This window comes from Paraburkholderia phytofirmans OLGA172 (assembly GCF_001634365.1).
Classification (GTDB): Bacteria; Pseudomonadota; Gammaproteobacteria; order Burkholderiales; family Burkholderiaceae; genus Paraburkholderia.
Genome location: NZ_CP014578.1, coordinates 1,857,461 through 1,879,516, shown reverse-complemented (window position 1 = coordinate 1,879,516; position 22,056 = coordinate 1,857,461). Strand labels below are relative to the sequence as shown.

Annotated in this window: 19 protein-coding genes and 1 pseudogene; 9 read left to right on the top strand and 11 right to left on the bottom strand. The window is 63.3% G+C overall.

All coding sequences use genetic code 11. The features are described 5' to 3' along the window. Nucleotides 1-11: 11 nt before the first annotated feature. Complete coding sequence (locus AYM40_RS08050) at nt 12-1,283, top strand: EmrA/EmrK family multidrug efflux transporter periplasmic adaptor subunit (RefSeq protein ID WP_063495755.1); 1,272 nt, start codon at nt 12-14, stop codon at nt 1,281-1,283. Between the two features lie 31 nt (nt 1,284-1,314). After that, complete coding sequence (locus AYM40_RS08045) at nt 1,315-2,877, top strand: DHA2 family efflux MFS transporter permease subunit (RefSeq protein ID WP_063495754.1); 1,563 nt, start codon at nt 1,315-1,317, stop codon at nt 2,875-2,877. 193 nt (nt 2,878-3,070) lie between these two features. Here the strand turns inward: AYM40_RS08045 and truB are convergent, their stop codons facing one another. The 5 genes from truB to rimP form a co-directional block, all read right to left on the bottom strand. Then, the gene (gene truB / locus AYM40_RS08040; protein ID WP_063495753.1) at nt 3,071-4,006 is read right to left on the bottom strand and encodes a tRNA pseudouridine(55) synthase TruB; all 936 of its coding nucleotides are present in this window, start codon (nt 4,004-4,006) and stop codon (nt 3,071-3,073) included. 76 nt (nt 4,007-4,082) lie between these two features. Beyond that, a complete protein-coding gene (gene rbfA / locus AYM40_RS08035; protein WP_028199735.1) occupies nt 4,083-4,448 on the bottom strand; it encodes a 30S ribosome-binding factor RbfA in 366 nt (121 codons plus the stop codon). A 203-nt stretch (nt 4,449-4,651) separates the two neighbouring features. Further along, the gene (infB, locus tag AYM40_RS08030; protein ID WP_063495752.1) at nt 4,652-7,624 is read right to left on the bottom strand and encodes a translation initiation factor IF-2; all 2,973 of its coding nucleotides are present in this window, start codon (nt 7,622-7,624) and stop codon (nt 4,652-4,654) included. A 94-nt stretch (nt 7,625-7,718) separates the two neighbouring features. Then, on the bottom strand, nt 7,719-9,194 hold the full coding sequence (gene nusA, locus AYM40_RS08025) for a transcription termination factor NusA (RefSeq protein WP_063495751.1): 1,476 nt from the start codon (nt 9,192-9,194) through the stop codon (nt 7,719-7,721). Next, nucleotides 9,191-9,649 carry a ribosome maturation factor RimP gene (gene rimP / locus AYM40_RS08020; protein WP_028199738.1) on the bottom strand — a complete coding sequence of 153 codons (459 nt, stop codon included), beginning with the start codon at nt 9,647-9,649 and terminating at the stop codon, nt 9,191-9,193. Before rimP ends, nusA begins: the two co-directional genes overlap by 4 nt. A gap of 186 nt (nt 9,650-9,835) precedes the next feature. Here rimP and AYM40_RS08015 point away from each other — a divergent pair, with 186 nt between their 5' ends. Further along, a complete protein-coding gene (locus tag AYM40_RS08015) occupies nt 9,836-10,138 on the top strand; it encodes a hypothetical protein (protein ID WP_063495750.1) in 303 nt (100 codons plus the stop codon). Between the two features lie 43 nt (nt 10,139-10,181). Here AYM40_RS08015 and rluB read toward each other — a convergent pair whose 3' ends face one another. From rluB to AYM40_RS07995, 4 genes are all read right to left on the bottom strand, one after another. Next, nucleotides 10,182-12,077 (bottom strand): 23S rRNA pseudouridine(2605) synthase RluB, encoded by a 1,896-nt coding sequence (rluB, locus tag AYM40_RS08010; RefSeq protein WP_063495749.1) that lies wholly within the window; start codon nt 12,075-12,077, stop codon nt 10,182-10,184. A gap of 63 nt (nt 12,078-12,140) precedes the next feature. Beyond that, nucleotides 12,141-13,139 carry an SMC-Scp complex subunit ScpB gene (scpB, locus tag AYM40_RS08005; protein ID WP_063495748.1) on the bottom strand — a complete coding sequence of 333 codons (999 nt, stop codon included), beginning with the start codon at nt 13,137-13,139 and terminating at the stop codon, nt 12,141-12,143. Between the two features lie 361 nt (nt 13,140-13,500). Then, nucleotides 13,501-14,724 (bottom strand): pyridoxal phosphate-dependent aminotransferase, encoded by a 1,224-nt coding sequence (locus tag AYM40_RS08000; RefSeq protein WP_063495747.1) that lies wholly within the window; start codon nt 14,722-14,724, stop codon nt 13,501-13,503. Nucleotides 14,725-14,849: 125 nt separating this feature from the next. Next, complete coding sequence (locus tag AYM40_RS07995; protein ID WP_063495746.1) at nt 14,850-15,752, bottom strand: LysR family transcriptional regulator; 903 nt, start codon at nt 15,750-15,752, stop codon at nt 14,850-14,852. 405 nt (nt 15,753-16,157) lie between these two features. On the opposite strand from AYM40_RS07995, the pseudogene AYM40_RS07990 reads away from it, so the two are divergent. Then, a pseudogene (locus AYM40_RS07990) lies at nt 16,158-16,553 on the top strand (transposase); the annotation flags it as partial. A 294-nt stretch (nt 16,554-16,847) separates the two neighbouring features. Further along, the gene (locus AYM40_RS07985; protein WP_063495744.1) at nt 16,848-17,102 is read left to right on the top strand and encodes a hypothetical protein; all 255 of its coding nucleotides are present in this window, start codon (nt 16,848-16,850) and stop codon (nt 17,100-17,102) included. Nucleotides 17,103-17,476: 374 nt separating this feature from the next. Here AYM40_RS07985 and AYM40_RS07980 read toward each other — a convergent pair whose 3' ends face one another. Continuing rightward, nucleotides 17,477-17,800 (bottom strand): hypothetical protein, encoded by a 324-nt coding sequence (locus tag AYM40_RS07980; RefSeq protein WP_063495743.1) that lies wholly within the window; start codon nt 17,798-17,800, stop codon nt 17,477-17,479. A 266-nt stretch (nt 17,801-18,066) separates the two neighbouring features. Here AYM40_RS07980 and AYM40_RS07975 point away from each other — a divergent pair, with 266 nt between their 5' ends. From AYM40_RS07975 to AYM40_RS07965, 3 genes are all read left to right on the top strand, one after another. Further along, nucleotides 18,067-18,786, top strand: coding sequence for a YdcF family protein (locus AYM40_RS07975; RefSeq protein ID WP_236720924.1), 720 nt, complete (start codon nt 18,067-18,069; stop codon nt 18,784-18,786). A 244-nt stretch (nt 18,787-19,030) separates the two neighbouring features. Further along, the gene (locus AYM40_RS07970; protein ID WP_063495742.1) at nt 19,031-19,273 is read left to right on the top strand and encodes a hypothetical protein; all 243 of its coding nucleotides are present in this window, start codon (nt 19,031-19,033) and stop codon (nt 19,271-19,273) included. A gap of 199 nt (nt 19,274-19,472) precedes the next feature. After that, on the top strand, nt 19,473-19,730 hold the full coding sequence (locus tag AYM40_RS07965) for a hypothetical protein (protein ID WP_007182306.1): 258 nt from the start codon (nt 19,473-19,475) through the stop codon (nt 19,728-19,730). 140 nt (nt 19,731-19,870) lie between these two features. Here AYM40_RS07965 and AYM40_RS07960 read toward each other — a convergent pair whose 3' ends face one another. After that, complete coding sequence (locus AYM40_RS07960) at nt 19,871-20,161, bottom strand: putative quinol monooxygenase (RefSeq protein WP_063495741.1); 291 nt, start codon at nt 20,159-20,161, stop codon at nt 19,871-19,873. Between the two features lie 551 nt (nt 20,162-20,712). Here AYM40_RS07960 and AYM40_RS07955 point away from each other — a divergent pair. Further along, nucleotides 20,713-22,032, top strand: a complete 1,320-nt coding sequence (locus AYM40_RS07955) for an EAL domain-containing protein (RefSeq protein WP_236720923.1) — start codon at nt 20,713-20,715, stop codon at nt 22,030-22,032. Nucleotides 22,033-22,056 lie beyond the last annotated feature (24 nt).

Below are 22,056 nucleotides of genomic sequence, written 5' to 3'. Positions count from 1 at the left end.
GGAGCACATCAATGAGCACCACCCAGCAGCCCGCGGCTACTACACAGCCGACTCAGCCGGCCCCACAGCCGACGCAACCGGCACAACAACCGCCGGCGAACAGCGGCAAACGCAAGCGCATGATGACGCTGCTCGTCATCGTGATCCTGATCGCCGCGCTCGCCTACGGCCTCTACTACTTCCTTGACGCACGCTTCCACGAAGACACCGACGACGCATATGTGAACGGCAACGTCGTACAGATCACGCCGCAAGTCACCGGCACGGTGATTGCCGTGAACGCGGACGACACACAGACCGTGAAGGCCGGCGACCCGCTCGTCGTGCTCGATCCGGCCGACGCGCGCGTCGCGCTCCAACAAGCCGAAGCGAATCTCGCGCAGACGGTGCGCCAGGTGCGCGGCCTGTTCGCCGACGACAATCAATACCAGGCGCAAGTCGCCCAGCGTCAGTCCGATCTGTCGCGCGCGCAGGACGACCTGAAGCGCCGCATGACGATCGCGCAAACCGGCGCCGTGTCGGCGGAAGAAATCTCGCACGCCCGCGACGCCGTGAAGAGCGCGCAAGCCTCGGTCGACGCCGCCCAGCAACAACTGGCGTCGAACCGTGCGCTGACCGCCAACACCACGATCGCCAATCACCCGAACGTGCAGGCTGCCGCCGCGAAGGTGCGCGACGCGTATCTGGCCAACGCGCGTAACAACCTGCCGGCGCCGGTCACGGGCTACGTGGCGAAGCGCTCGGTGCAGGTCGGCCAGCGCGTCTCGCCGGGCACCCCGCTGATGGCCATCGTGCCGCTGGGTGGTGTGTGGGTCGACGCGAACTTCAAGGAAGTGCAGCTGAAGCACATGCGCATCGGCCAGCCGGTCGAGTTGACGGCCGACGTGTACGGCTCATCGGTGGTGTACCACGGCAAAGTGGTCGGCTTCTCGGCGGGTACGGGTTCGGCGTTCTCGCTGCTACCCGCGCAGAACGCAACCGGCAACTGGATCAAGGTGGTGCAACGTCTGCCGGTACGGATCGCGCTCGACCCGCAAGAGCTTGAAAAGCATCCGCTGCGCATCGGCCTGTCGATGCAAGCCGACGTCAGCATCAAGGACGACAACGGCGGCCAGCTCGGCCAGGCGCCGAACACGGTTTATCAGACCAATGTGTTCGACAAGTACGGCGACGAAGCCGACGCGGAAATCGCTCGCATCATTTCGGAAAACGCGGGTCCGAACGGCGGCTCGCAGAAATCGACTCAAGCCGGCGCCCCCAAGCCCGCTGCGAAGCTGATGTAAGCGGCGAAACGATTCATAGAAGGCTTTTTTAATGGCTCAGGCTCAGGCGCAAGTCCCTCATCCGCCGCTCGAGGGCGCGCAACTGGTGATCGGCACCCTCGCGGTGTCGCTCGCCGTGTTCATGAACGTGCTCGACACGTCGATTGCGAACGTATCGATCCCGTCCATTTCGGGCGATCTCGGTGTGTCGTCCGACCAGGGCACATGGGTGATCACATCGTTCGCGGTGGCGAACGCGATCTCCGTGCCGCTGACCGGCTGGCTCACCGACCGTATCGGCCAGGTGCGCCTGTTCATGGCGTCGATCATCCTGTTCGTGATCTCGTCGTGGATGTGCGGCCTCGCGCCCACCCTGCCGTTCCTGCTTGCCTCGCGCGTGCTGCAGGGCGCCGTGGCCGGCCCGATGATTCCGCTGTCGCAAACGCTGCTGCTTGCCAGCTATCCACGCGCCAAGGCGCCGATGGCTCTCTCGATGTGGGCGATGACCACCCTGATCGCGCCGGTGGCCGGCCCGATTCTCGGCGGCTGGATCTCGGACAACATCTCGTGGCCGTGGATTTTCTACGTCAACATTCCGGTCGGCGCGATCGCTGCCGTGGCAACGTGGACGATCTTCCGCAACCGCGATTCGGTCGTCAAAAAAGCGCCGATCGACGGCGTCGGCCTCGGCCTGCTGGTCCTCTGGGTCGGCTCGTTGCAGGTGATGCTCGATAAGGGCAAGGACCTCGACTGGTTCTCGTCGACCACCATTGTCGTGCTGGCGCTGGTCGCGGTGATTTCGCTCGCGTTCTTCGTCGTGTGGGAATTGACGGCCGAGCATCCGGTGGTCGATCTGTCGCTCTTTAGCCGGCGCAATTTCACGAGCGGTACGATTGCGTTGTCGATCGGCTACGGGCTCTACTTCGGCAACCTCGTGTTGTTGCCGTTGTGGCTGCAAACCGATATCGGCTACACCGCCACCGAAGCGGGTCTCGTGATGGCGCCGGTCGGCCTGTTCGCCGTGCTGCTGTCGCCGATCACCGGCAAGGTGTTGCCGCGTACCGATCCGCGCTATATCGCGACCTTGTCGTTCCTTGTGTTCGCGCTGTGCTTCTGGATGCGCTCGCGTTATACGACCGGCGTCGATACTTATTCGCTGCTGCTGCCCACCTTGATTCAGGGGATTGGCATGGCGGGGTTCTTCATCCCGCTGGTGTCGATCACGCTATCGGGTTTGCCGGGCAACCGGATTCCGGCGGCGTCGGGCTTGTCGAATTTCGTGCGGATCATGTGCGGCGGGATTGGGACGTCGATTTTCCAGACCGCGTGGGATCACCGCACCATCATGCATCACGCGCAACTCGCCGAACAGGCGAGCGCGTACAACCCGGTATTCGATCAGTCGATCCGGCAGATGGGTGCGGCGGGCTTCAGTCAGCCGCAGGCGTATGGTCTGTTCAATACGATGACTACGCAGCAGGCCGCGCAATTGGGCGTGAACGATCTGTTCTTCGTATCGGCTGGGATCTTCGTCGCGCTGATCGCACTGATCTGGATGGCGAGGCCAGAACGCGCCAGCGGTGATGCTGGCGCGGCGGCGGCGGCGGCGCATTGAAGTTTTAGCTTCCGTCCGCGACGCGGGCTGTCTGCAGGTGCAAGAAAAAAGGCGGGACCGCTGTTGAGCGGCTCCGCCTTTTTGTTGCCACTGATGTGTCGGCCTGACCCGTTGCGGTGATGAGGCCGATGCTCAGCTTGCTGCCGCGGCGATGCAGATACCGCTCGTCGCGGCGACGATGCCGATCTTCGGGCTAGCTCGCCGCGGTAACGACCAGCCGCTCGGGCGCCAATACGCCCTCGCCTTGCTTTGCGACACCCAGCAGACGCCCTTCTGCTGCATACACGCGCACGCGGGGTGCATTCACAGCGTCGCCGGTGACGGTCAACTCCGAGAGTTTCAGACGTTGACCGTGCAGGAAGCGACGGGTCGCGTCTTCGTCCAGGGTCACGAGCGGGAAGGTGGACAGCAATGCATCGACCGGCTGCAGCCACGTATCACGCTCGCTCTCCGTCGCATCGGACAACGCGTCGAGCGTCACCGAATTCTCCAGCGTCAGCGCGCCGACGCCCGTACGCCGCAGGGCGACCAGATGCGCACCACTGCCGAGCGCTTCGCCGATATCCTCGGCAAGCGTGCGCACATACGTGCCTTTGCTGCACGTCACGCGAAACGTCACATCGGGCAATGCACAGGCCAGCATCTCGAGCGCGTGAATCGTCACCAGACGCCCTTCCCGCTCGACCGTCTGGCCGGCGCGCGCATATTCGTACAGCGGCTTGCCGTCGCGTTTGAGCGCCGAATACATCGGCGGGACCTGGACGATCTCGCCGAGAAATGTCTGCATCGCCGCCTGGACAGCAGCCTGATCGCAGGTCACGTCGCGCGTGTCGATCGGTTCGCCTTCGGCGTCGCCGGTGGTCGTGCGGATACCGAGGCGCATGGTCGCCTCATAGGTCTTGTCGGCTTCGAGCAGATCTTGCGAAAACTTGGTCGCTTCGCCGAAACACAGCGGCAAGAGCCCCGTCGCGAGCGGATCGAGCGTGCCGGTGTGGCCCGCCTTTTTGGCCAGGTAGAGACGCTTCGCGCGAATCAGCGCGTCGTTGCTCGACAGGCCGAGCGGCTTGTCGAGCAGCAGTACGCCGTCGAGCGCGCGACGCGGCACGCGGGGGCGTTGAGGTGCGGTCATGTCAGAAAGACAGGGTCTTCGAAGTGGTCGGAAACAGCGCTAGATAAACTGCGCCTGAGGCATTGCCACGGCGCGCTCAGTCTTCTTTTGCGCGATTGGCATTCGCCTCGTCGATCAGACGGGACATTTCGACGGCCCGTTCGATCGTCTGGTCGTAATGGAAATGCAGCGTCGGCACGGTATGGATGTGCAGCCGCTTGAACAGCTGATTGTGCAAATGGCCGGCCGCGTGCTGGAGCGCCTCGAGCGTCTGTTGCGGGTCGCCGGTCAGCGTCGTGAAGTAAACCTTCGCGTGCGCGTAGTCGGGCGTCAGCTCGACGCTTTGAATCGTGACGAGGCCAATGCGCGGATCCTTGACCTCGCGCAGCAGCTCGGACAGATCGCGCTGGATCTGATCGGCAATCTGCACGTTGCGATTGGGAGAAGAACGTTTTTTAGGCATGGTGTTTGTGTGATCCGTTCTGACGGATGCAAAAAAGTTGTTCGCGCGAGCCGTGGTGGTGGTTGCCGGGACGGCAATGAAGCGGCTTGATAGCGACTGCACACCACCGCGGGGCGCACTACGCGACAAATGCGCCGGCCCAAAAACAACGGGCGGGGCGGGCGCTTAAGCCCGCTCCGCCCGTTGAGCCAATGCCGCGTGAATTACAGCGTACGCGCGACTTCGGTAACTTCGAAGACTTCGAACTGATCGCCTTCGACGATATCGTTGAAGTTCTTGATCGACATACCGCACTCGAAGCCCTGACGCACTTCCTTCACGTCGTCCTTGAAACGCTTGAGCGAATCGAGCTCGCCCGTGTGAATCACAACGTTGTTGCGCAGCACGCGTACCGACGAGGAGCGCTTGACGAAACCGTCCGTGACCATACAGCCGGCCACCGCGCCGATCTTCGGCACCTTGAAGACCTGGCGGACTTCGACCGTACCCGTCACGACTTCGCGCTTCTCCGGTGCCAGCATGCCCGACATCGCGGCCTTCACATCATCTACTGCGTCATAGATGATGTTGTAGTAGCGAATATCGACGCCGTTGCTTTCCGCCAGCTTGCGCGCCTGTGCATCCGCACGGGTGTTGAAGCCGATAATGACCGCCTTCGAAGCCGTAGCCAGGTTGACGTCCGACTCGCTGATCCCGCCCACTGCGCCATGCACGATCTGCACACGCACTTCGTCGGTCGACAGCTTGAGCAGCGACTGCACCAAAGCTTCCTGCGAACCTTGCACGTCGGCCTTGACGATGAGCGGCATGTACGCCACTTCACCTTCGCCCATCTGTTCCAGCATGTTCTCGAGCTTCGCGGCCTGTTGCTTGGCCAGCTTGACGTCGCGGAACTTGCCTTGACGGAACAACGCGACTTCACGCGCCTTGCGGTCGTCCGGCATGACGATGACTTCTTCGCCTGCTTGCGGCACTTCCGACAGACCTTGAATCTCAACCGGGATCGACGGGCCTGCCGACTTGGTCGGCTTGCCGGTTTCGTCGAGCATGGCTCGCACGCGACCGTAAGCGCTGCCTGCCAGCACCACGTCGCCGCGGTTCAGCGTACCCGACTGGACCAGGATCGTTGCGACCGGACCCTTACCCTTATCGAGCTTCGCTTCGATGACCAGACCCTTGGCCGGCGCTTCGACCGGTGCCTTCAGTTCCAGCACTTCGGCTTGCAGCAGCACGTTTTCGAGCAGGTCGTCGATGCCCGCGCCGGTCTTGGCCGACACCGACACGAACGGCGAATCGCCACCGTATTCTTCCGGCACGACGCCTTCCGCGACGAGTTCCTGCTTCACGCGCTCCGGATTCGCATCCGGCTTGTCGATCTTGTTGATCGCGACGACGAGCGGCACGCCGCCTGCCTTCGCGTGAGCAATGGCTTCCTTCGTTTGCGGCATCACGCCGTCGTCGGCTGCCACCACCAGAATCACGATGTCGGTTGCCTTCGCACCGCGAGCACGCATGGCCGTAAATGCTTCGTGGCCCGGCGTATCGAGGAACGTGATGACGCCACGCGGCGTTTCGACGTGATAGGCGCCGATGTGCTGCGTAATCCCGCCTGCTTCACCCGCTGCAACCTTGGCGCGGCGGATGTAGTCGAGCAGCGAGGTCTTGCCGTGGTCGACGTGGCCCATGACCGTGACGACCGGCGGACGCGGCAGTGCTTCCGCGTCCGTGATTTCGCCTTCGACCAGCATGGCTTCCGGATCGTCCAGCTTGGCCGCAACCGCGTGGTGACCCAGTTCCTCGACGATGATCATCGCCGTTTCCTGGTCCAGCATCTGGTTGATCGTGACCATCTGGCCGAGCTTCATCATCGACTTGATGACTTCCGAGGCCTTCACCGCCATCTTGTGCGCCAGATCGGCGACCGTGATGGTTTCCGGCACGTGCACTTCACGCACGATCGGTTCGGTCGGCGCCTGGAACGTGGTGTTCTGATCCTGATGCTTGCCGCGACCCTTCGGGCCGCCGCGCCAGCCGCGATCGACACCGCCGCTCGTGTCGCCACGCGTCTTGATGCCGCGGCGCTTCGCTGCGTCGTCCTGCCAGCCGCCTTTGCCGCCGCCCGGCTTCTTCTTGTCGCCAGCCGACGGCGTGGTCGTGGCAGCCGGAGCCGCAGCCGCCGGCTTCCTGGCTGCCGGACGTGCCGGCGCTTCGCCCGCCGGACGCGCCGGCTTGTGCAACGTGCCCTTGGCTTCCGCGGCCTTGGCCGGCTCAGCGGGCTTCGGCGCCGGTTCCGGCGCCTTCACCTGCGCCTTGCGCGGCGTGTTCATCATTTCGCGAATCGCACGCGCTTCGGCTTCCGCCGCAGCACGGCGCTTGCTGATTTCTGCCTGCTCGGCGCGCGTTTTCTCGGCCGCCTGACGCGCTGCGTCTTCCGCTTTCTTCGCCGCTTCGCGTTGCGCCGCGCGTTCTGCCGCAGCCCGCTCGTCGTCCTGCTCGCTTTCCTTGGCAACCGCCGGTTCCGCAGCCTTGGCCGCGACCGGTTCAGCCTTGGCCGCCGCCGGCTGGGCAGCCTGCGCCGGCTTCGCAGCTTGAGCCTGCTCGCGAGCCGCCGCTTCGGCCGCAGCCGCCGCGCGCTTCTTCGCCGCTTCTTCTTCCGCACGACGGCGCTCGGCTTCAGCAGCCTGTTCGCGCGCCTGACGTTCGGCTTCTTCGCGCTCGAGCTGCTCCTGACGCGCCTTCAACTCCTGAGCCTGCTGTTCGAGCAGTTCGGCTTCGTGACGAGCTTCCTCTTCACGGCGCTGGAGTTCGAGATCGTCGACGTCGACGTCGGCCTCGGCCACATGATTCGATGCATCGCCGCCTTCACCGGCGGCTTCGTCGCGGCGGACGAAAGTGCGCTTCTTGCGCACCTCGACCTGAATGGTGCGAGCTTTGCCCGTCGCGTCGGATTGCTTGATCTCCGACGTATGCCGTTTCGTCAGCGTGATCTTGCGCTTGTCCGCATCAGTCGAGCCGTGAGACTTGCGCAAGTGGTCGAGCAGACGCGCCTTGTCCGTTTCGGACAAGCTGTCATCTTCGCTCGCTTTGGTGACGCCCGCCGCCTGCAGCTGCTCGAGCAGCACGCCTGCAGGCATTTTCAGTTCCGCGGCAAATTGGGCTACGTTGTTACTCGCCATTCATTCCTCTTAATGCAAGGACCGATTCCTTGCGGTTAGCATCGGGTCATGCGGCCTGACGGCCGCGTTCAATTTAGTGCGCCATGGTCATTTCTCACTGGAACCAGTGTTCACGTGCTTTCATGATCAACGCCTTAGCGGCATCCTCTTCCATTCCGGTCATCTCGACCAGTTCATCCACAGCCAGCTCGGCGAGTTCGTCGCGCGTCTGGATCTGATGTTCGGCAAGCTTGGCGAGCAGGTCGGCGTCCATGCCGTCCAGGCTCTTCAGGTCGAGTGCAACATTCTCAACCTTTTCTTCATTCGCGATCGCCTGCGTCAACAATGCATCGCGCGAGCGATTCCGCAGTTCGTGAACGGTGTCTTCGTCGAATGCTTCGATTTCGAGCATCTCGTTGAGCGGCACATAGGCGATCTCTTCGAGGCTCGTAAAGCCTTCGTCGATCAGGATGTCGGCAACTTCTTCGTCGACATCGAGACGCGCCATGAACAGGTCACGCAGTACGCCGCGCTCCTGATTCTGCTTTTGCGCAGATTCGTCCGGCGTCATGATGTTGATCTGCCAGCCGGTGAGTTCGCTGGCAAGACGCACGTTCTGGCCGCTTCGGCCGATCGCGACCGCCAGTTCGTTTTCGTCTACGACGACGTCCATCGAATGCTTTTCTTCATCGACGACGATCGACTGGACGGCTGCCGGCGCGAGCGCGCCGATCACAAACTGTGCGGGATCCTCCGACCATAGCACGATGTCGACGTTTTCGCCACCAAGCTCGTTGCGCACGGCCTGTACCCGCGAACCGCGGATACCGACGCAGGTGCCGATCGGATCGATGCGCTTGTCGTAAGCGACCACGCCGATCTTGGCGCGCACGCCCGGATCGCGGGCCGCCGCCTTGATTTCCAGCAGGCCCTGTTCGATTTCCGGCACTTCCATTTCGAACAGCTTCATCAGGAATGCGGGCGCCGTACGCGACAGCTCGATCTGCGGACCGCGAGCGGTGCGATCGACCTTGGCGATATAGGCGCGCACGCGGTCGCCCACGCGCAGATTTTCCTTCGGAATCAGCTGGTCGCGGCGCAGCAGCGCTTCGACACGGCCGGTTTCGACGATGAAGTTGCCCTTATCCAGGCGCTTCACCGAGCCGGTCATGATGTGCTCGCCGCGCTCGAGGAAGTCGTTCAGGATCTGCTCGCGTTCGGCGTCGCGCACCTTCTGCAGGATCACCTGCTTGGCGGCCTGCGCGCCGATACGGCCGAATTCGATCGACGGCACCGGTTCTTCGATGTATTCGTCGAGCTGGATTTCCGGCTTCTGTTCGCGTGCTTCGAACAGCAGGATTTCCTGATCCGGCTCTTGCAGGCCGGCTTCGTCCGGCACCACCTTCCAGCGGCGAAACGTTTCGTGCTCGCCGCTTTCACGGTCGATCTGGACACGGATGTCCGCGTCTTCTTCGAAGAGTTTCTTGGAGGCCGAAGCGAGGGCCGCCTCGAGCGCGGCAAATACCACGTCTTTATCGACGTTCTTCTCGCGTGCCAGCGCATCCACCAGCATCAACACTTCGCGACTCATTGTTTGCGGCTCCTAAAGTCAACTTTCGGAACGAGGCGTGCCTTATCGATATCCGCGACGGTGAAATCGAGCATCGCGGCGCCTTCCTTCCCTTCAAATTCCAGACCGATCGTCTCGCCTTGCGGAGCATGCAGAATGCCCCGGTACGATTTCCGTCCGTCCAATGGCTTTTTCAATGTGATTACCACTTCGCTGCCTGCGAAGCGTTCAAAATCCGCCAGTTTTTTCAGCGGGCGGTCGAGACCCGGCGACGACACTTCAAGCCGCTCGTAATCGATATTTTCGACCGTCAGAACGTGCTGGAGCTGACGCGTGACTTTCTCGCAGTCTTCGATCGCGATGCCGGCCGGCTGGTCGATATAAATACACAACATGCCGCGCCCGGTGCGCTCGAGATCGACGAGCTCGTAGCCGAGTCCCACGACCGTGGTTTCAATCAGTTCCGTCAGTTGCACAGTGCCCTCTAAGATGTTCGCGCGGCGAGACCTGCCGGGTTTGTCTGCAAACACCAATGCGGGCCGCGCGCCAAGCCGGCGCACGTTCGTGCTACCCGAGATGCCGAACCACTGAGAACTGAGCGGCAAAAAAAAATGGGCTAAACGCCCATCATCTTATTGCCGGTGGTCGCACCTGAGCCGCACATGAAAAGCCGCACGCCCAGCGACTCCGCGATTGTAGCCATTTTTCGGGACAAACGCAAACCGCAGAACGCCGCGCGAAGCGCATTTCCGCTTGATTTCATGGGAATCTTTCAACGAAATAGCAGCGCTGCGGGCCTTTTGCAAGGCGGCTTGCACGGCCTCGGACCCGCGCCGGGCAAGCAGGGCCAGGAAACGCCGCCCCTATTTATGCACGCACCGCGGTTTTATGCGTTCTATGAAACCTGCGATGAATCCGCAACGCCCGTCGATCGATTCCGACGGTGGCGAGGCGTGAATCGTTGAGAAACGATCAGCCGCCCACCGTCATGCTTACAGCGCTTGCTGCTTAACGGCCACGCGAGCGGCCGCGCGGCGCGCCGCCACTACGATTGGCGCCGCCCGCGTTGGCGTTGCCACCACCGGCGCGGTTGGCGTTACCGCCACGATTGCCGCCCGGCCCGCGGCTGCCACCGCCACTCCCCGGATTGCCACCAGGGCCGCCAGCGCGCTTACCGCCGCCAGCCGCACGATTGCCACCGCCCGACGGCGCGCGATTGCCGTCGACGTCACCACCTCGGCCGCCACGCGGGCCAGGCGCGCCGCCGCCCATTGGGCCGCTGAAGCCACCGACGCTGCGGCCAGCGCCGCGATTGCCGTAGCCGCCACCGCTACCAAAACCACCGCCCGCACCGCCGCCGAAGCCACCACCCGCCGCACCGCGACGGCCTTGACCGCGCGGCTGCTGCTGATCGAAACGGCCATGCGACATCAGCACCGGTTCGCGGCTGATGAAGCCCATCGACGTTTGCATCGGATCCGGCTGCTTGCGCTCCGGCGCCTCTCTGCGGCCGCCCTTTTCTTCCGACGGCGCCTTCAGGCCCACCGATGCCATCAGCGCGCGCACCTGATTGTCTTCGAGTTCTTCCCAGCGACCGCGCTTCAGGCCCTTCGGCAGCGAAATCGGGCCATGACGCGTGCGGATCAGGCGGCTGACCATCAGGCCGGCTGCTTCGAACATACGGCGCACTTCACGGTTACGCCCTTCGGCGAGCGCGACGTGATACCAATGATTGGTACCCTCGCCGCCGCCATCGCGAATGCGCAGGAAGTTCGCCGGGCCGTCTTCCAGCTCGACACCGTGCAACAGCTTCTGACGCATGCCTTCCGCCAACTCGCCGACCACGCGCACCGCATATTCACGCTCGACGCTGTAACGCGGATGCATGAAACGGTTGGCCAGATCGCCCGAGGTGGTCAGCATCAGCAGACCTTCGGTGTTGAAGTCGAGGCGGCCAACCGCGAGCCACTTGGCGGTCTTCATGGGCGGCAGCTTGTCGAACACCGACGGGCGGCCTTCCGGATCGGCGTGGCTGACGATTTCGCCGGTCGGCTTGTGATACAGCAGCACGCGCGGCGGCTTGCTGGCCAGCTTGCGCTTGACCGGCTTGCCGTTGATGCGGACCTGGTCGGTCGGCATGATGCGTTGGCCGATGTGAGCCGGCTCACCGTTCACCGACACGCGGCCGGCGACGATCAGTTCTTCCATGTCGCGGCGCGAGCCCATGCCGGCCTCGGCCAGCACTTTGTGCAGCTTCGGCGCGTCGTCGTCCGCGGCGAGGACGCGTTTGGGCGCAGCCGGCTTGCCACGGCGCAGCATCGGGGCGCGCACGCCGCCAGTGGCGCTGTTGTCCGCGTCGAAGGCGGGCGAGGTGACGTACGAGAACAGGTCGTCCGGGCTCGCTTCGGTCGCGGCTGCCACCGGTGCTTCGCCGCCCCGGCGATTCTGACGCTGACCGCCTTCGCGTGGCTGACGCTCGCGAGGCCCGCCATCGCGCTGACCTTCGCGAGGCCCGCCCTCGCGGGGCGCCCCCTCACGTTGTCCGCCCTCGCGCTTCGCGCCGCCCGCATTGCGGCGCGGGCCCTTGGCGCCGGCATCCTTGCGCGGCATGCGCACCTGCGCGACCACCTCGCCGTCCGGCGGCGCTTCGGTGACGACCGGCGCTCCTTGCGCGGGCGCGCCTTCGGCGCCCTTCGTCTTCGCGCCGGCGCGGCGCCGCGCGATCAGGCTGCGCGGTCCGCGACGCAGGCCGCGGCGCGGACGGTCTTCGCCGTCTGCTTCCGTGGTCTGCGCCGGGCGCTCGCCCTCGCCTGCCGACGCTTGCTTGGTGCGCGCTTCATCGGCGCGTGCCGACGGCACGGCGCGCTCGGATTCGGACGAATCGGTGTCGTGGGTATGTGTCAAAACAACCTCAAAATGTCAGGTCGCGCACGCCCATTGCGGGCGTGGCAAAAAAGTTCGATTACGTCAGGCGCTGCGCGACTCGGGTTCGTCGTCGGTCAGAATGCCTGCGTCCTGCGCGGCATCGCGGCGATCCTCAGGATCGCCGTGCGCCGCCGTGGTCGGGTTCGGCTCGGTGGCGCGCTCCGTATTGCGGAGTACGCCCAAGTCGTGCGCGGGTATTGCCGGATCGGCCTGGGAGACCGGATCGTGATTCAGTGCAGGCTCGGCAGCGCCGGCCTGCGGTTCAATGTTTGCCGCTTCGGCATGTTCTTGCCCATTCGGCGCTGCAGAAGCGTCCTGATGGGACTCAGGCGCCGGCGCGGCATCCGCCGGATCATGCCTTGCCTCGGCAAGCTCAACTGCCTCACCTGCTTCAGCACCTGCCTCGCCAAAGGCAGATTCCGACGGCCCTTCGAGCGGGTTCTCATCATCCGAAGCCAAAGCCTGTGCGGCCTCGACCTCGGAAAATTCGATCGCATGCTGACCGAGCAAATCCGCATTCAGCTGCGCCGACGGATCGGCGAGCGGCGGCAATTCGTCGAGCGCCTTCAAACCGAGGTCGTCGAGAAATTGCCGCGTGGTCGCATATAGCGCCGGACGGCCTGGCACATCACGATGGCCGATCACTTCGATCCAGCCGCGATCCTCGAGTTGCTTGACGACCTGCGTATTCACCGTGACGCCGCGAATCTCTTCGATATCGCCGCGCGTGACCGGTTGCCTGTACGCAATGATCGCGAGCGTCTCGAGTACCGCGCGCGAATATTTCGGCGGTTTCTCAGGATGCAAACGATCCAGGTACGACCGCATCGCGGGCTTGCTTTGAAATCGCCAGCCCGACGCCAGCCCGACCAGCTCCACACCGCGCCCAGACCAATCCTGCTTGAGGTCTTCGAGCAAATTCCGAACAGTGTCTGCCGACACGCCGTCGGCAAAGAGCTTGCGCAAATCGCCGAGCTTCAACGGCTCCTGCGCGCAGATCAAGGCAGTCTCGAGGACGATCTTCGCCTCTTGGGTATTCATGCAGCTAGGTCAGACCCTGTGGTCAAAGAACCGGATCAAACAGACGATGTGGAACTGAAGACGCGCTCGCCCGATTCTGATCGGTCATATTGATGGGAGCACGCACCGGGGGGAGGCGAAACAGGCAATCGAGCCAAACCCAGCCGGACGGAGCAGCGATGTTCCTGAAAGGAATCGCGTGACTGAGCGCCATATTACGCAAAAACAATCGGTGCGTAAAGACGAAATACCCGGCGCATTTTTCAGCGCTGCCTCAAGTCGCCCGCTAAAAAGGGAAAGCTGGCGGAAATGAACAGGAATCGGAGCGGAACGGGCCCGAATCCGCCTCATAAGCCGGACCGCCGGCCCGCTCCGCTGCGGCTCAATGCGTACCGTGTTTCGCCAGAAACGTCTTCAGCCGCTCGACACCCGCGTCGAGCCGGGCCGTGTCGCAGGCATAGCACCAGCGCACGAAGCCCTCGCCTTGCTGGCCGAAGGCGCTGCCGGGCGCCACGCCCAAGCCCACTTCGCGCACCATGGCCTTGCATAGCTCGAGACTGCGCGACGCACCCGGCATCGAGAAAAACAGATACATCGCTCCGGGCGGCGCCTTCACGTCGACACCAGGCACGACGGACAGCGCATGCACCAGATGGTCTCGCGACGCCTTCAGGTCGAGCACCAGCTCCTGCGTGAAGCGCTCGCCCTGCTGGACGGCCGCGATGCCTGCCTGCTGGACGAAAGCCGGCGCGCACGACGTGTTGTATTCGACCAGCTTGCCCAGATCGTCCATCAGCGAGGCCGGCGCAACGAGCCAGCCGAGCCGCCAGCCGGTCATCAGCCACGCCTTGGAAAACGAATTTACGCAGATCACGCGCTCGTCGCGCGCGGCCAGATCGAGAAACGACGGCGCCGTGCGCGAATGGGCGCCGCGCGCAGCGGAATCGTCGCCCGCATAGTAAAGACGTTCATAGACTTCGTCGGCGACGATCCAGATGCCGTGGCGACGGCAATGCGCCAGCACGGCGCGCTGCTCGTCGCGGCTCATCACCCAGCCGGTCGGATTGTTCGGCGAGTTGATCAGCAGCATCTTCGTGTCTGGCGTCAACACCGCCAGCAACTGCTCGATATCGAGTTGCCAGCCGCGTTCGCCGTAGCCCAGCGCGACGGTTTCCACATGCGCACCTAGAATCTTGGGAATCTCGACCAGATTCGGCCACAGCGGCGTGACCGCGACGACGCGGTCGCCCGCGCCCACGATTAGCTGCGCAGCCAGCATTAACGCGTTGACACCGGCGCTCGTCACCGCGATGTGCTCAGGCGACGTGCTCCCGTGCAACTCGCTGACATAGCCCGCGAGCGCCTCGCGCAGCGGCGCAATGCCCAGGTTATGCGTATAGAAGGTAGCGCCGGCGGCCAACGCAGCGCTGGCGGCGTCGCGGATGAAGGCCGGGGTCACCCGGTCGGACTCGCCAAACCAGAACGGCAGCACGTCTGCGACGCCGAAACCCGCGTTCGCGACTTCGCGAATCTGCGAAGGACGTAGTGCGCGCACGGCATCGCGCGCATTGGGGACGGAGGACACAGGCAGATCCGATTCGCTCATCGAGGCTTCCAGACGGTGATGGACGGGTAATGGGTCAAGGCTGACGCCCGGCAGAGCCGACAGTTTAGCGCGGCACCTGTTTTTAGAACGGCGAAGTCACCGGGTGATGACGCGCGCCTGGGTCATCAGCCCAGATCCTCCGCCCGCGCCGGCAATTGACGAATCAGGCCCCACACCGCCTCCGCCGCCGGCGACAGCGAGCGGTCGCGCCTCCGCACCAGTTCGACCGTGCGCTCGGCGCGCGGCACGAGTGGCCGCGCCACCAGCGAGGCGCCCGCCGGCAGCGGCAGCGCCAGCCACGGCAACACGCTCACGCCGACACCCGCTTCGACCAGCCCAAAAACGGTCGCGGAATGCCCCAATTCCTGCACCACGGTGGCGCTCACGCCGTACTCCTGCATCACGGCGTCGATGATCGGCCGGCTGCCTGACGCGTAATCGAGCATGACGAGCTGATGACCTTGCAGGTCGGTCCATGCCACCCGCTCCTGCGCCGCCAAGGGGTGGTCGTCGCGCGAAACGACGCAAAACGAGTCCGTCATGAGCGATTCGCAAAGCAGGTCGTCGGCGGAAAACGGGCCGATAATCACGCCGAAATCGACTTCGCCCGACTTCACCTTGCGCACCACGTCGCTTTGCACATCGTCGCGCAGACCCAACACGATGTAGGGGAACTGGCGTCCGCACGACGCCACTACGCCAGGCATCAACCGGCAGGCGACTGTCGGGCTCGCGGCCACCACCACGCGTCCGCGGCGCTGCTCGCCGATTTCGCGGATCTCGCGCAGCGCGTCGTCCAGATCCGTCAGCAGGCGTGACACGCTCGATACCAGGTTGCCGCCGACGTCCGTGAGTTGCACCTCGCGCGTGGTGCGGTCGATCAACTTCAGACCGATCTCCCCCTCCAGTTCGCGCACACAGCGGCTGACCGCGGATTGCGTCAGACCGATCTCATCGCCGGCCCGGCTGAAGCTCTGCAAACGGGCGACCTCAATGAAAACCCTTAGCTGACGCAGCGTCACATTCATTCACAGACCTCATCAATAACCTCGTTTGATGCGTATTGTACGGCGAAATGCGCACCACAGTCGTATTGAACGGCCTCGCTGCAATGCAGCAATAAGGCGCAAACGCACGCTGGCCGGGCCTGATTGCACAAGATTGGTGATTGTCCCGATTTGCGAGACGGGTTTTTTGGATTCTTATACGCCCCTAGCTAGCGCCCGCGCTGGCCCGCTGTCACGGGACTTTCAGGTGTTGGACTCGACTTGGCACACTTCCTGCATTTACATGCACACAGGGTCGGCGCCATGACTTCTGACTGACATGAAACCGTGGCAAGCCCGACCCCCTTGGCACTCGCCTATCGAGTGCATGGAGAGTGCGCGGCGCGGGGCAGCGCACCGGAGTTAGCTTCGCTGAGGTGAAACATGATGCTGTTCGACGATTTGAGAGACAACGAGTGGGCGCTGGTCGAGGCGTTGTTCTGTGCGGAACCTGCACGGAGCGAACGGCGCGGTCGGCCACGCGTGGAAGCACGCGCGGTTGTCAACGCTGTGCTTTGGGTGCTGTCGACGGGCGAAGGCTGGTCCAAACTGCCGGGCCGCTATCCGTCGCCGCCGACTTGCCGCCGTCGCTTCGACGAATGGCAAGCCGATGGTACGCTCGCCGAAATAGTTAAGCGACTCGGCACGAGCGGCCGTGAAATTTCGCTGCGCGGCCGCATTGGCGCGACCGCGGCGAAACCGCCGGCACCGCCGAGCCGCGACCGCCTGCGTGGCGCATTCTGGACCAATCCGGAATCGTGGCGCGCGCCGATCAAGATGGCCTGACGCGAATTTTGCCTCCGGGCGCCTGCGGGCGCCAGGCAGTATCTGGGCCGCCGTGCGCCATAGGTGGGCGCCCGCCCGGCCTGCAATGGGCACCGCTCCTCGGCGCGCCCAGCGCAGTCGTCTCTCCCCGCTTCGCCGACTTCACTGCCGAGTCGCTTCAGACGCCTGAAGCGGCTCGATGGGCGCCGGCGAAACATCCATTTACTATTGCTTACAGCGTGCTTTCGTTACTCGGCATACCTTATATGTATGCAAACAGGCCTTGAGTCGATCGGCTTGACGGGAGCTCACATGAAACCAATGTCACTGCTTCTGTGCGGCATTGTCGTTTCATCAATGGCCGCACCGGCGCTCGCACAGCAGCGCCCACAAGGCGGGAACTGGCGTCCGGACCACACGGTCACGATGCAAGCCTGGCAGCAAAGCAATCCACGCAGCCGCGACTTCACGCCGCCGGCGCCGCGTGGCGACCTGCGCGGCGATATCGCGAGCAATGTACGCACGCGCCAGGAACCGCCGCGCGAAGATCCCGCGCGCCGCCGCTAGATATGCGCTAACACGCGCGAGTGCTAGCGCATACCTAGCGGCGGCGTGCTTCAGATGATCGCGTGTATCGGAGACCGCTCCTGTTGTCCGCTAGCGCTAGCGTTCACCATAACCGCGAAACAAACCGCTGCATGGCGAATTGAACGATCGGGGGAACCACCCGGCGCAACGTCAGTCTGATTAAACGCCATTAGCACAGCGTGGCAGTAGTAATTCCGGTACGCCCGTATCCTTGCGATACGGGCTTTTTTTTGCATCAACGGGCGGGCGATGCGCACTGCCCCGAGGCGCATAAGCCGAGCAATAAGCGGAGCAATAAAATCACCGCCAGCCGCGTAAAGCGGCCGGAAAAATAGCGCCAGCTGCCCGCCGTCCTAAGGCCGGGCTTCGAGAGCGGCCGCGGGGCGCGCTTCGGCTGTCGCAACGACGTAGTCGTTCATTCGCTGTGCGGTCCAGCTCAGCTGGCGTTCGTCGTGCGCGAGTCTCGCAAACTCGGCCCTGCCGCGCTCGGTGAGCACGGCGATATCGACAGGCGCGTGAAAACCCGGAGCCGGAGCGACAGTTCGCTGCCGAACAGTGTCCATCAGGCCTAACGCGCGAAGATATTGGAATACACTCGGCCGTCTGGCCCATGGGACCTGGCGATATTGCGCCCGCCGCAGCGCTTCAAGTACCGCTTCGTTGGAATACGTGGTCATCTCACTTCTTTCTTAAAGTGCAGCTATGACACATCAATGCCCAACGCATCACCGCGCCACCAGTGACGCGCATGGCACCCGCCCTTGGCTGGAAGCAGGCGGCGTGCCACGCCGCCGAATTCCGCCAGGTGCTGCCTCGTCTCGTTTTCGGAACCCCCGTCTGAACGGCATGTTAGCGTTCTCTCTACAGGCCGGCGATGCAACCGCTGCGGCGCGATAGCAGGCCCATAGATTCATCCCGAAAGTCATACGTTACCCCATTTAAATTGATTCTATTCACTTTATTAGCGCTTTTTTTTGCAGCAATCCTGCTATGGAAACGCGCTCGCCGGCCTCTCGCCATTGTCACGATCGCCCTGTTCTGGCTGCTCGCCGCCGGCTGGCTGACTGCTCCATTGCTGGAATTGGCGCAGCCGTATCGGCAGACCGACACGCCTGCCAGCTTCGCGCCGCGCACCGCGATCATCTTGCTCGGCGGCGGCACCATCTACGACGCCAACGACGTCCTCGTGCCGCCGCCCGACGTGCTCGCGCGCATCGCAGTGAGCGCCGAGAACTATGCAGCCTGCAAGCGTACGGCAGCCACGTGTCAGGTGATCGTGAGCGGCGGCAATCCGCAGCGGCGTGCCGCAACCGAAGCGGACACCTATTTGCCTTACCTGCTGCGCAAACAGGTACCGCGTACGGACATCGTGCTGGAAAACAGCAGCCGCACGACTTACGAAAACGCGCGCAACGTCTCGGCTATTCTCGAACGGTCACGTTACGATTCCCTGATCCTCGTCACTTCCGCGTATCAGATGCCGCGCGCCTTGCTCGACTTCCATTGTTTCGGCCTCTCGCCACAGCCGTTGATCTCGAACGCGCGGCGCGCACGTCTCGGTGTACTACCGCATTATGACAATCTGGCGAGTGCGGAGATTGCGCTACACGAACTGATTGGAATCGCGCAATTTCATGTCTATCGTGCAATCGGATGGTTCTGAATCTCACACGCCGTGACGAATCAATTTATTTAGAGATACGAATATTCTTTCTATCGACAACGCACTATCGGCTCGACGCGAGATCGTTATCGACAACGACTGTGGATTGAACGTAACAAGATGTAACTAATTGTCATTGCAGTTACAAAACGTCCGCTGGGGCGGATATTGCTGGCTAGAATGCATTGTCTTTCCTGTTGGACAGGCACATATTCGGGTCCATAACCACTCTGCGGAGGTAACAATGAAGAAAGTGTCCCTGGCGATCCTGGTTTCCCTCGGTGCCGTAACGGGCGCGGCCTATGCGCAGGACAGCGGCGTCATGATGAGCACCGATCCGGCTAAGGCCGCCGACGTCGAGCAACGCGCGCAAGATTTGCAAAACCGCCAGCAAGCAATGGAAAGCGCACCGGCTATGCCGGAAAAACATCACAAGATGGCGCCGCATCACAAGAAGGCCGCCAAACCGATGGCCGCCAGTTCGTAAGCGCAACTGACAGCATCACCCGTTGTCTCGCCGCGAAGGTGAAAAGCCGAAGCTGGCACCGCCGGTTTCGGCTTTTTTGTTGTCTAATGAACTTGCTGCAGGCCCGCTGCGCACCGCTGACGTTATGCTAAAGTCGCGCACCGGCCGGCGCCCAGCCGGCATCCCCCTAACCTGTGCGCACCTTGGTGCGGAGGACAGCATGAGCAACATTCAGCTAGATATCGAATGGACTGAAGCAGCATCTCGCAAAATCGAAAAACTGATGCCGCGCGGCGGTCAGGAAGCGTTCCTCGCGCTGCCGCCCGTCGAATGCCTGCCGATGGAAGGCGACGTGCTGTTTCTTGGCCCGGACGGCAAGCAGCAACCGTTCATCGTCGCGGAGCGCCAGTATCACCACGATGGCGATGCCGACTGGACCATCATCCTGATCCTCGACGTCCCGCAGGCCACGCACTAAAGATAAACGGCGAGCGCCGCACAGGCCGGATCCGGCCTGACAGCCCGCTCGCCGCTGTTCGCCCCCCGCTGTTCGCCCCTCGCTATTCCCCCTCGCTATTCCCCCTCGCTGTTCGCTCCCGTTGTTCACCCCTTAAGCGCCTACGCGATCTTCGACACGACCCGGATTTCCGCGTGTTCGACCCAATCCGCCACCGTTTCCATATAAGCCGCAATGTGCGCGGATCGGGCATGCGCGGCCAGCGCTTCCTGACTTTCCCAACGCTCGACAAACACGAACCGGCGCGGCTCCTGCACGTCACGATGCAGATCGTATTGAAGCGCACCTTGCTCTTTGCGCGTCGGGCCCACGATGCCTTCAAGCGCTTCGCGTACTTGCTCTTCATAGCCCGGCTTTGCCACCGAGATTGCGACCACCGCGATTTCCGCCATGCCTGCCGTCCGTTTTTTTCACGAAAAGCAGCAGCATACGCGCCCCCCGCCAAACCTGCAGGCGGCCACGCGCGGCGGGCAATCGCGGCGGGCAAGCGAGCGTGGCGGCTGGCTTACCCTGATGCAAAGCCTTTCGCGTGCGAGAAACGTCTGTGCACCGTCCTTGCCTGGAGTTTGGCGGGTGGCCACTCACCGCCCTGCTACCCTCGGCTTCATATGCGCGATTGATTGCGTTCGAAATGATCGATCCTGCGCGCCGCAAACGGGTGCGAAGCTCACGCGAAACACCCGCGACGCCCAGGCCGGCTACCGCGCTACGGCCGGTTTGCCGGGCAATCGGCCACGTCCCGCGTCTGTGATAGCCCGCACATTCATGCAAAGTGCAAACTGCTAGACTGGTTTTGACTAATCCCGCCGGAGTCCAGCATGGCTGGCATTGCTCTCCGCGTTCCCAGGTTGTACCTACCTTACCCTGCCGACGCCCGGGCTGTGCATCCGTTGCGCGCTGAATCGGTTCGCGCGCCCCGTCACCCGCTTGCCGCGATGGCACTATGTCCGCTCTCATGCCCGCCTTTATGCCAACCGTCAGCGAATTGACCCTGAGCGGCCTGCTCCCACATCTGGTCCGGGACAAGTCCGGCTGGACCGCGACATGGCGCGCGCTGACCTTGCACAGCGTGTTCCAGCCGGTGCTGTCCGTCACGTATCAGCGTGTGGTCGGCTATGAGGGCCTGCTGCGCGCGTTCGATCCGGTCGGCTTGCCGGTGTCGCCGGAAGTGCTTTTCTCCGGCACACGCTCGGCCGCCGACGCACGCGAACTCGACCGCATCGCGCGCTGCCTGCATGTGGCGAATTTCATGGAACAAGGCATCAGTACCGGGTGGCTGTTTCTGAATACGCGTCCGCAGGTGTTCGAAACCGGCTGGCCGCAGCGCACCTTCATCGATGAGCTCTCGGCGCACTTCGGCCTGCCGCAGGAGCGCATTGTCATCGAAGTACTCGAACAACCTGCCGACGATGAATCCGCCGTCGCCAGCATGCTCGCGGCGTCACAGCCACGCGATTTCCTGATTGCGATCGACGACTTCGGCACCGGGTTTTCGAACTTCGACCGTGTGTGGCGCTTTCGTCCCGACATCGTGAAACTCGACCGCTCGCTGGTCGCCCGTGCGGGCAAGCGTGAAGGCGACGACTCGATGATCAGCCATCTGATTGCGATGCTCCATCAGTCCGGTACGCTGGTGCTGGCCGAAGGCGTCGAAACCGACGAAGAGTTGATGATTCTGATGCAGGCCGACGTCGATTTCGTGCAGGGCTTCTGGCTCGGCCAGCCGCAGAGTTCGGTGCAGGCTGCGTGCGCCAGGGTACCGGCGCTGATCGGGTCGATGTGGAGCAAATTCGCCGCTTTTGAACTCGACCATGCCGGCCACCAGCGGCTTGGCTTCGAAGGGTTCGCCGAAGCCGTGCTCGCCGCCGCGGACGCCTTCAAAGCCACCGGCGATCTACGGCAGGCGGCACAAAAAGTGTGGCATCTGCGCGAAGCGCGCCGGGTGTTCATCACCGACGGTCAAGGCGAACAGACGCAAGCGTCGATTACGGCCACCTCGGTGCCTCCCCCTCCGCTGCGGCTCGCGCCGCTCTACACCGATACGCACTGCAACTGGTCGCGGCGGGCGTATTTCAAGCATGCGCTCGCCGCGCCGGGGCGCGTCGCCATGATGGGGCCGCACTATTCGCTCGCGGATGGCCAGGACTGCTATACCGCGGCAATCGCATTCGACCGTGATGGCACGCATGTGCTTTGCGTCGACTTTGTGCCGGCGACGGCGCCGGCCGATACGCGTTCTGGCGAACGCGGCGGCAAACGCTGAGCCTGACCGGGTCAGCCGCCTTTA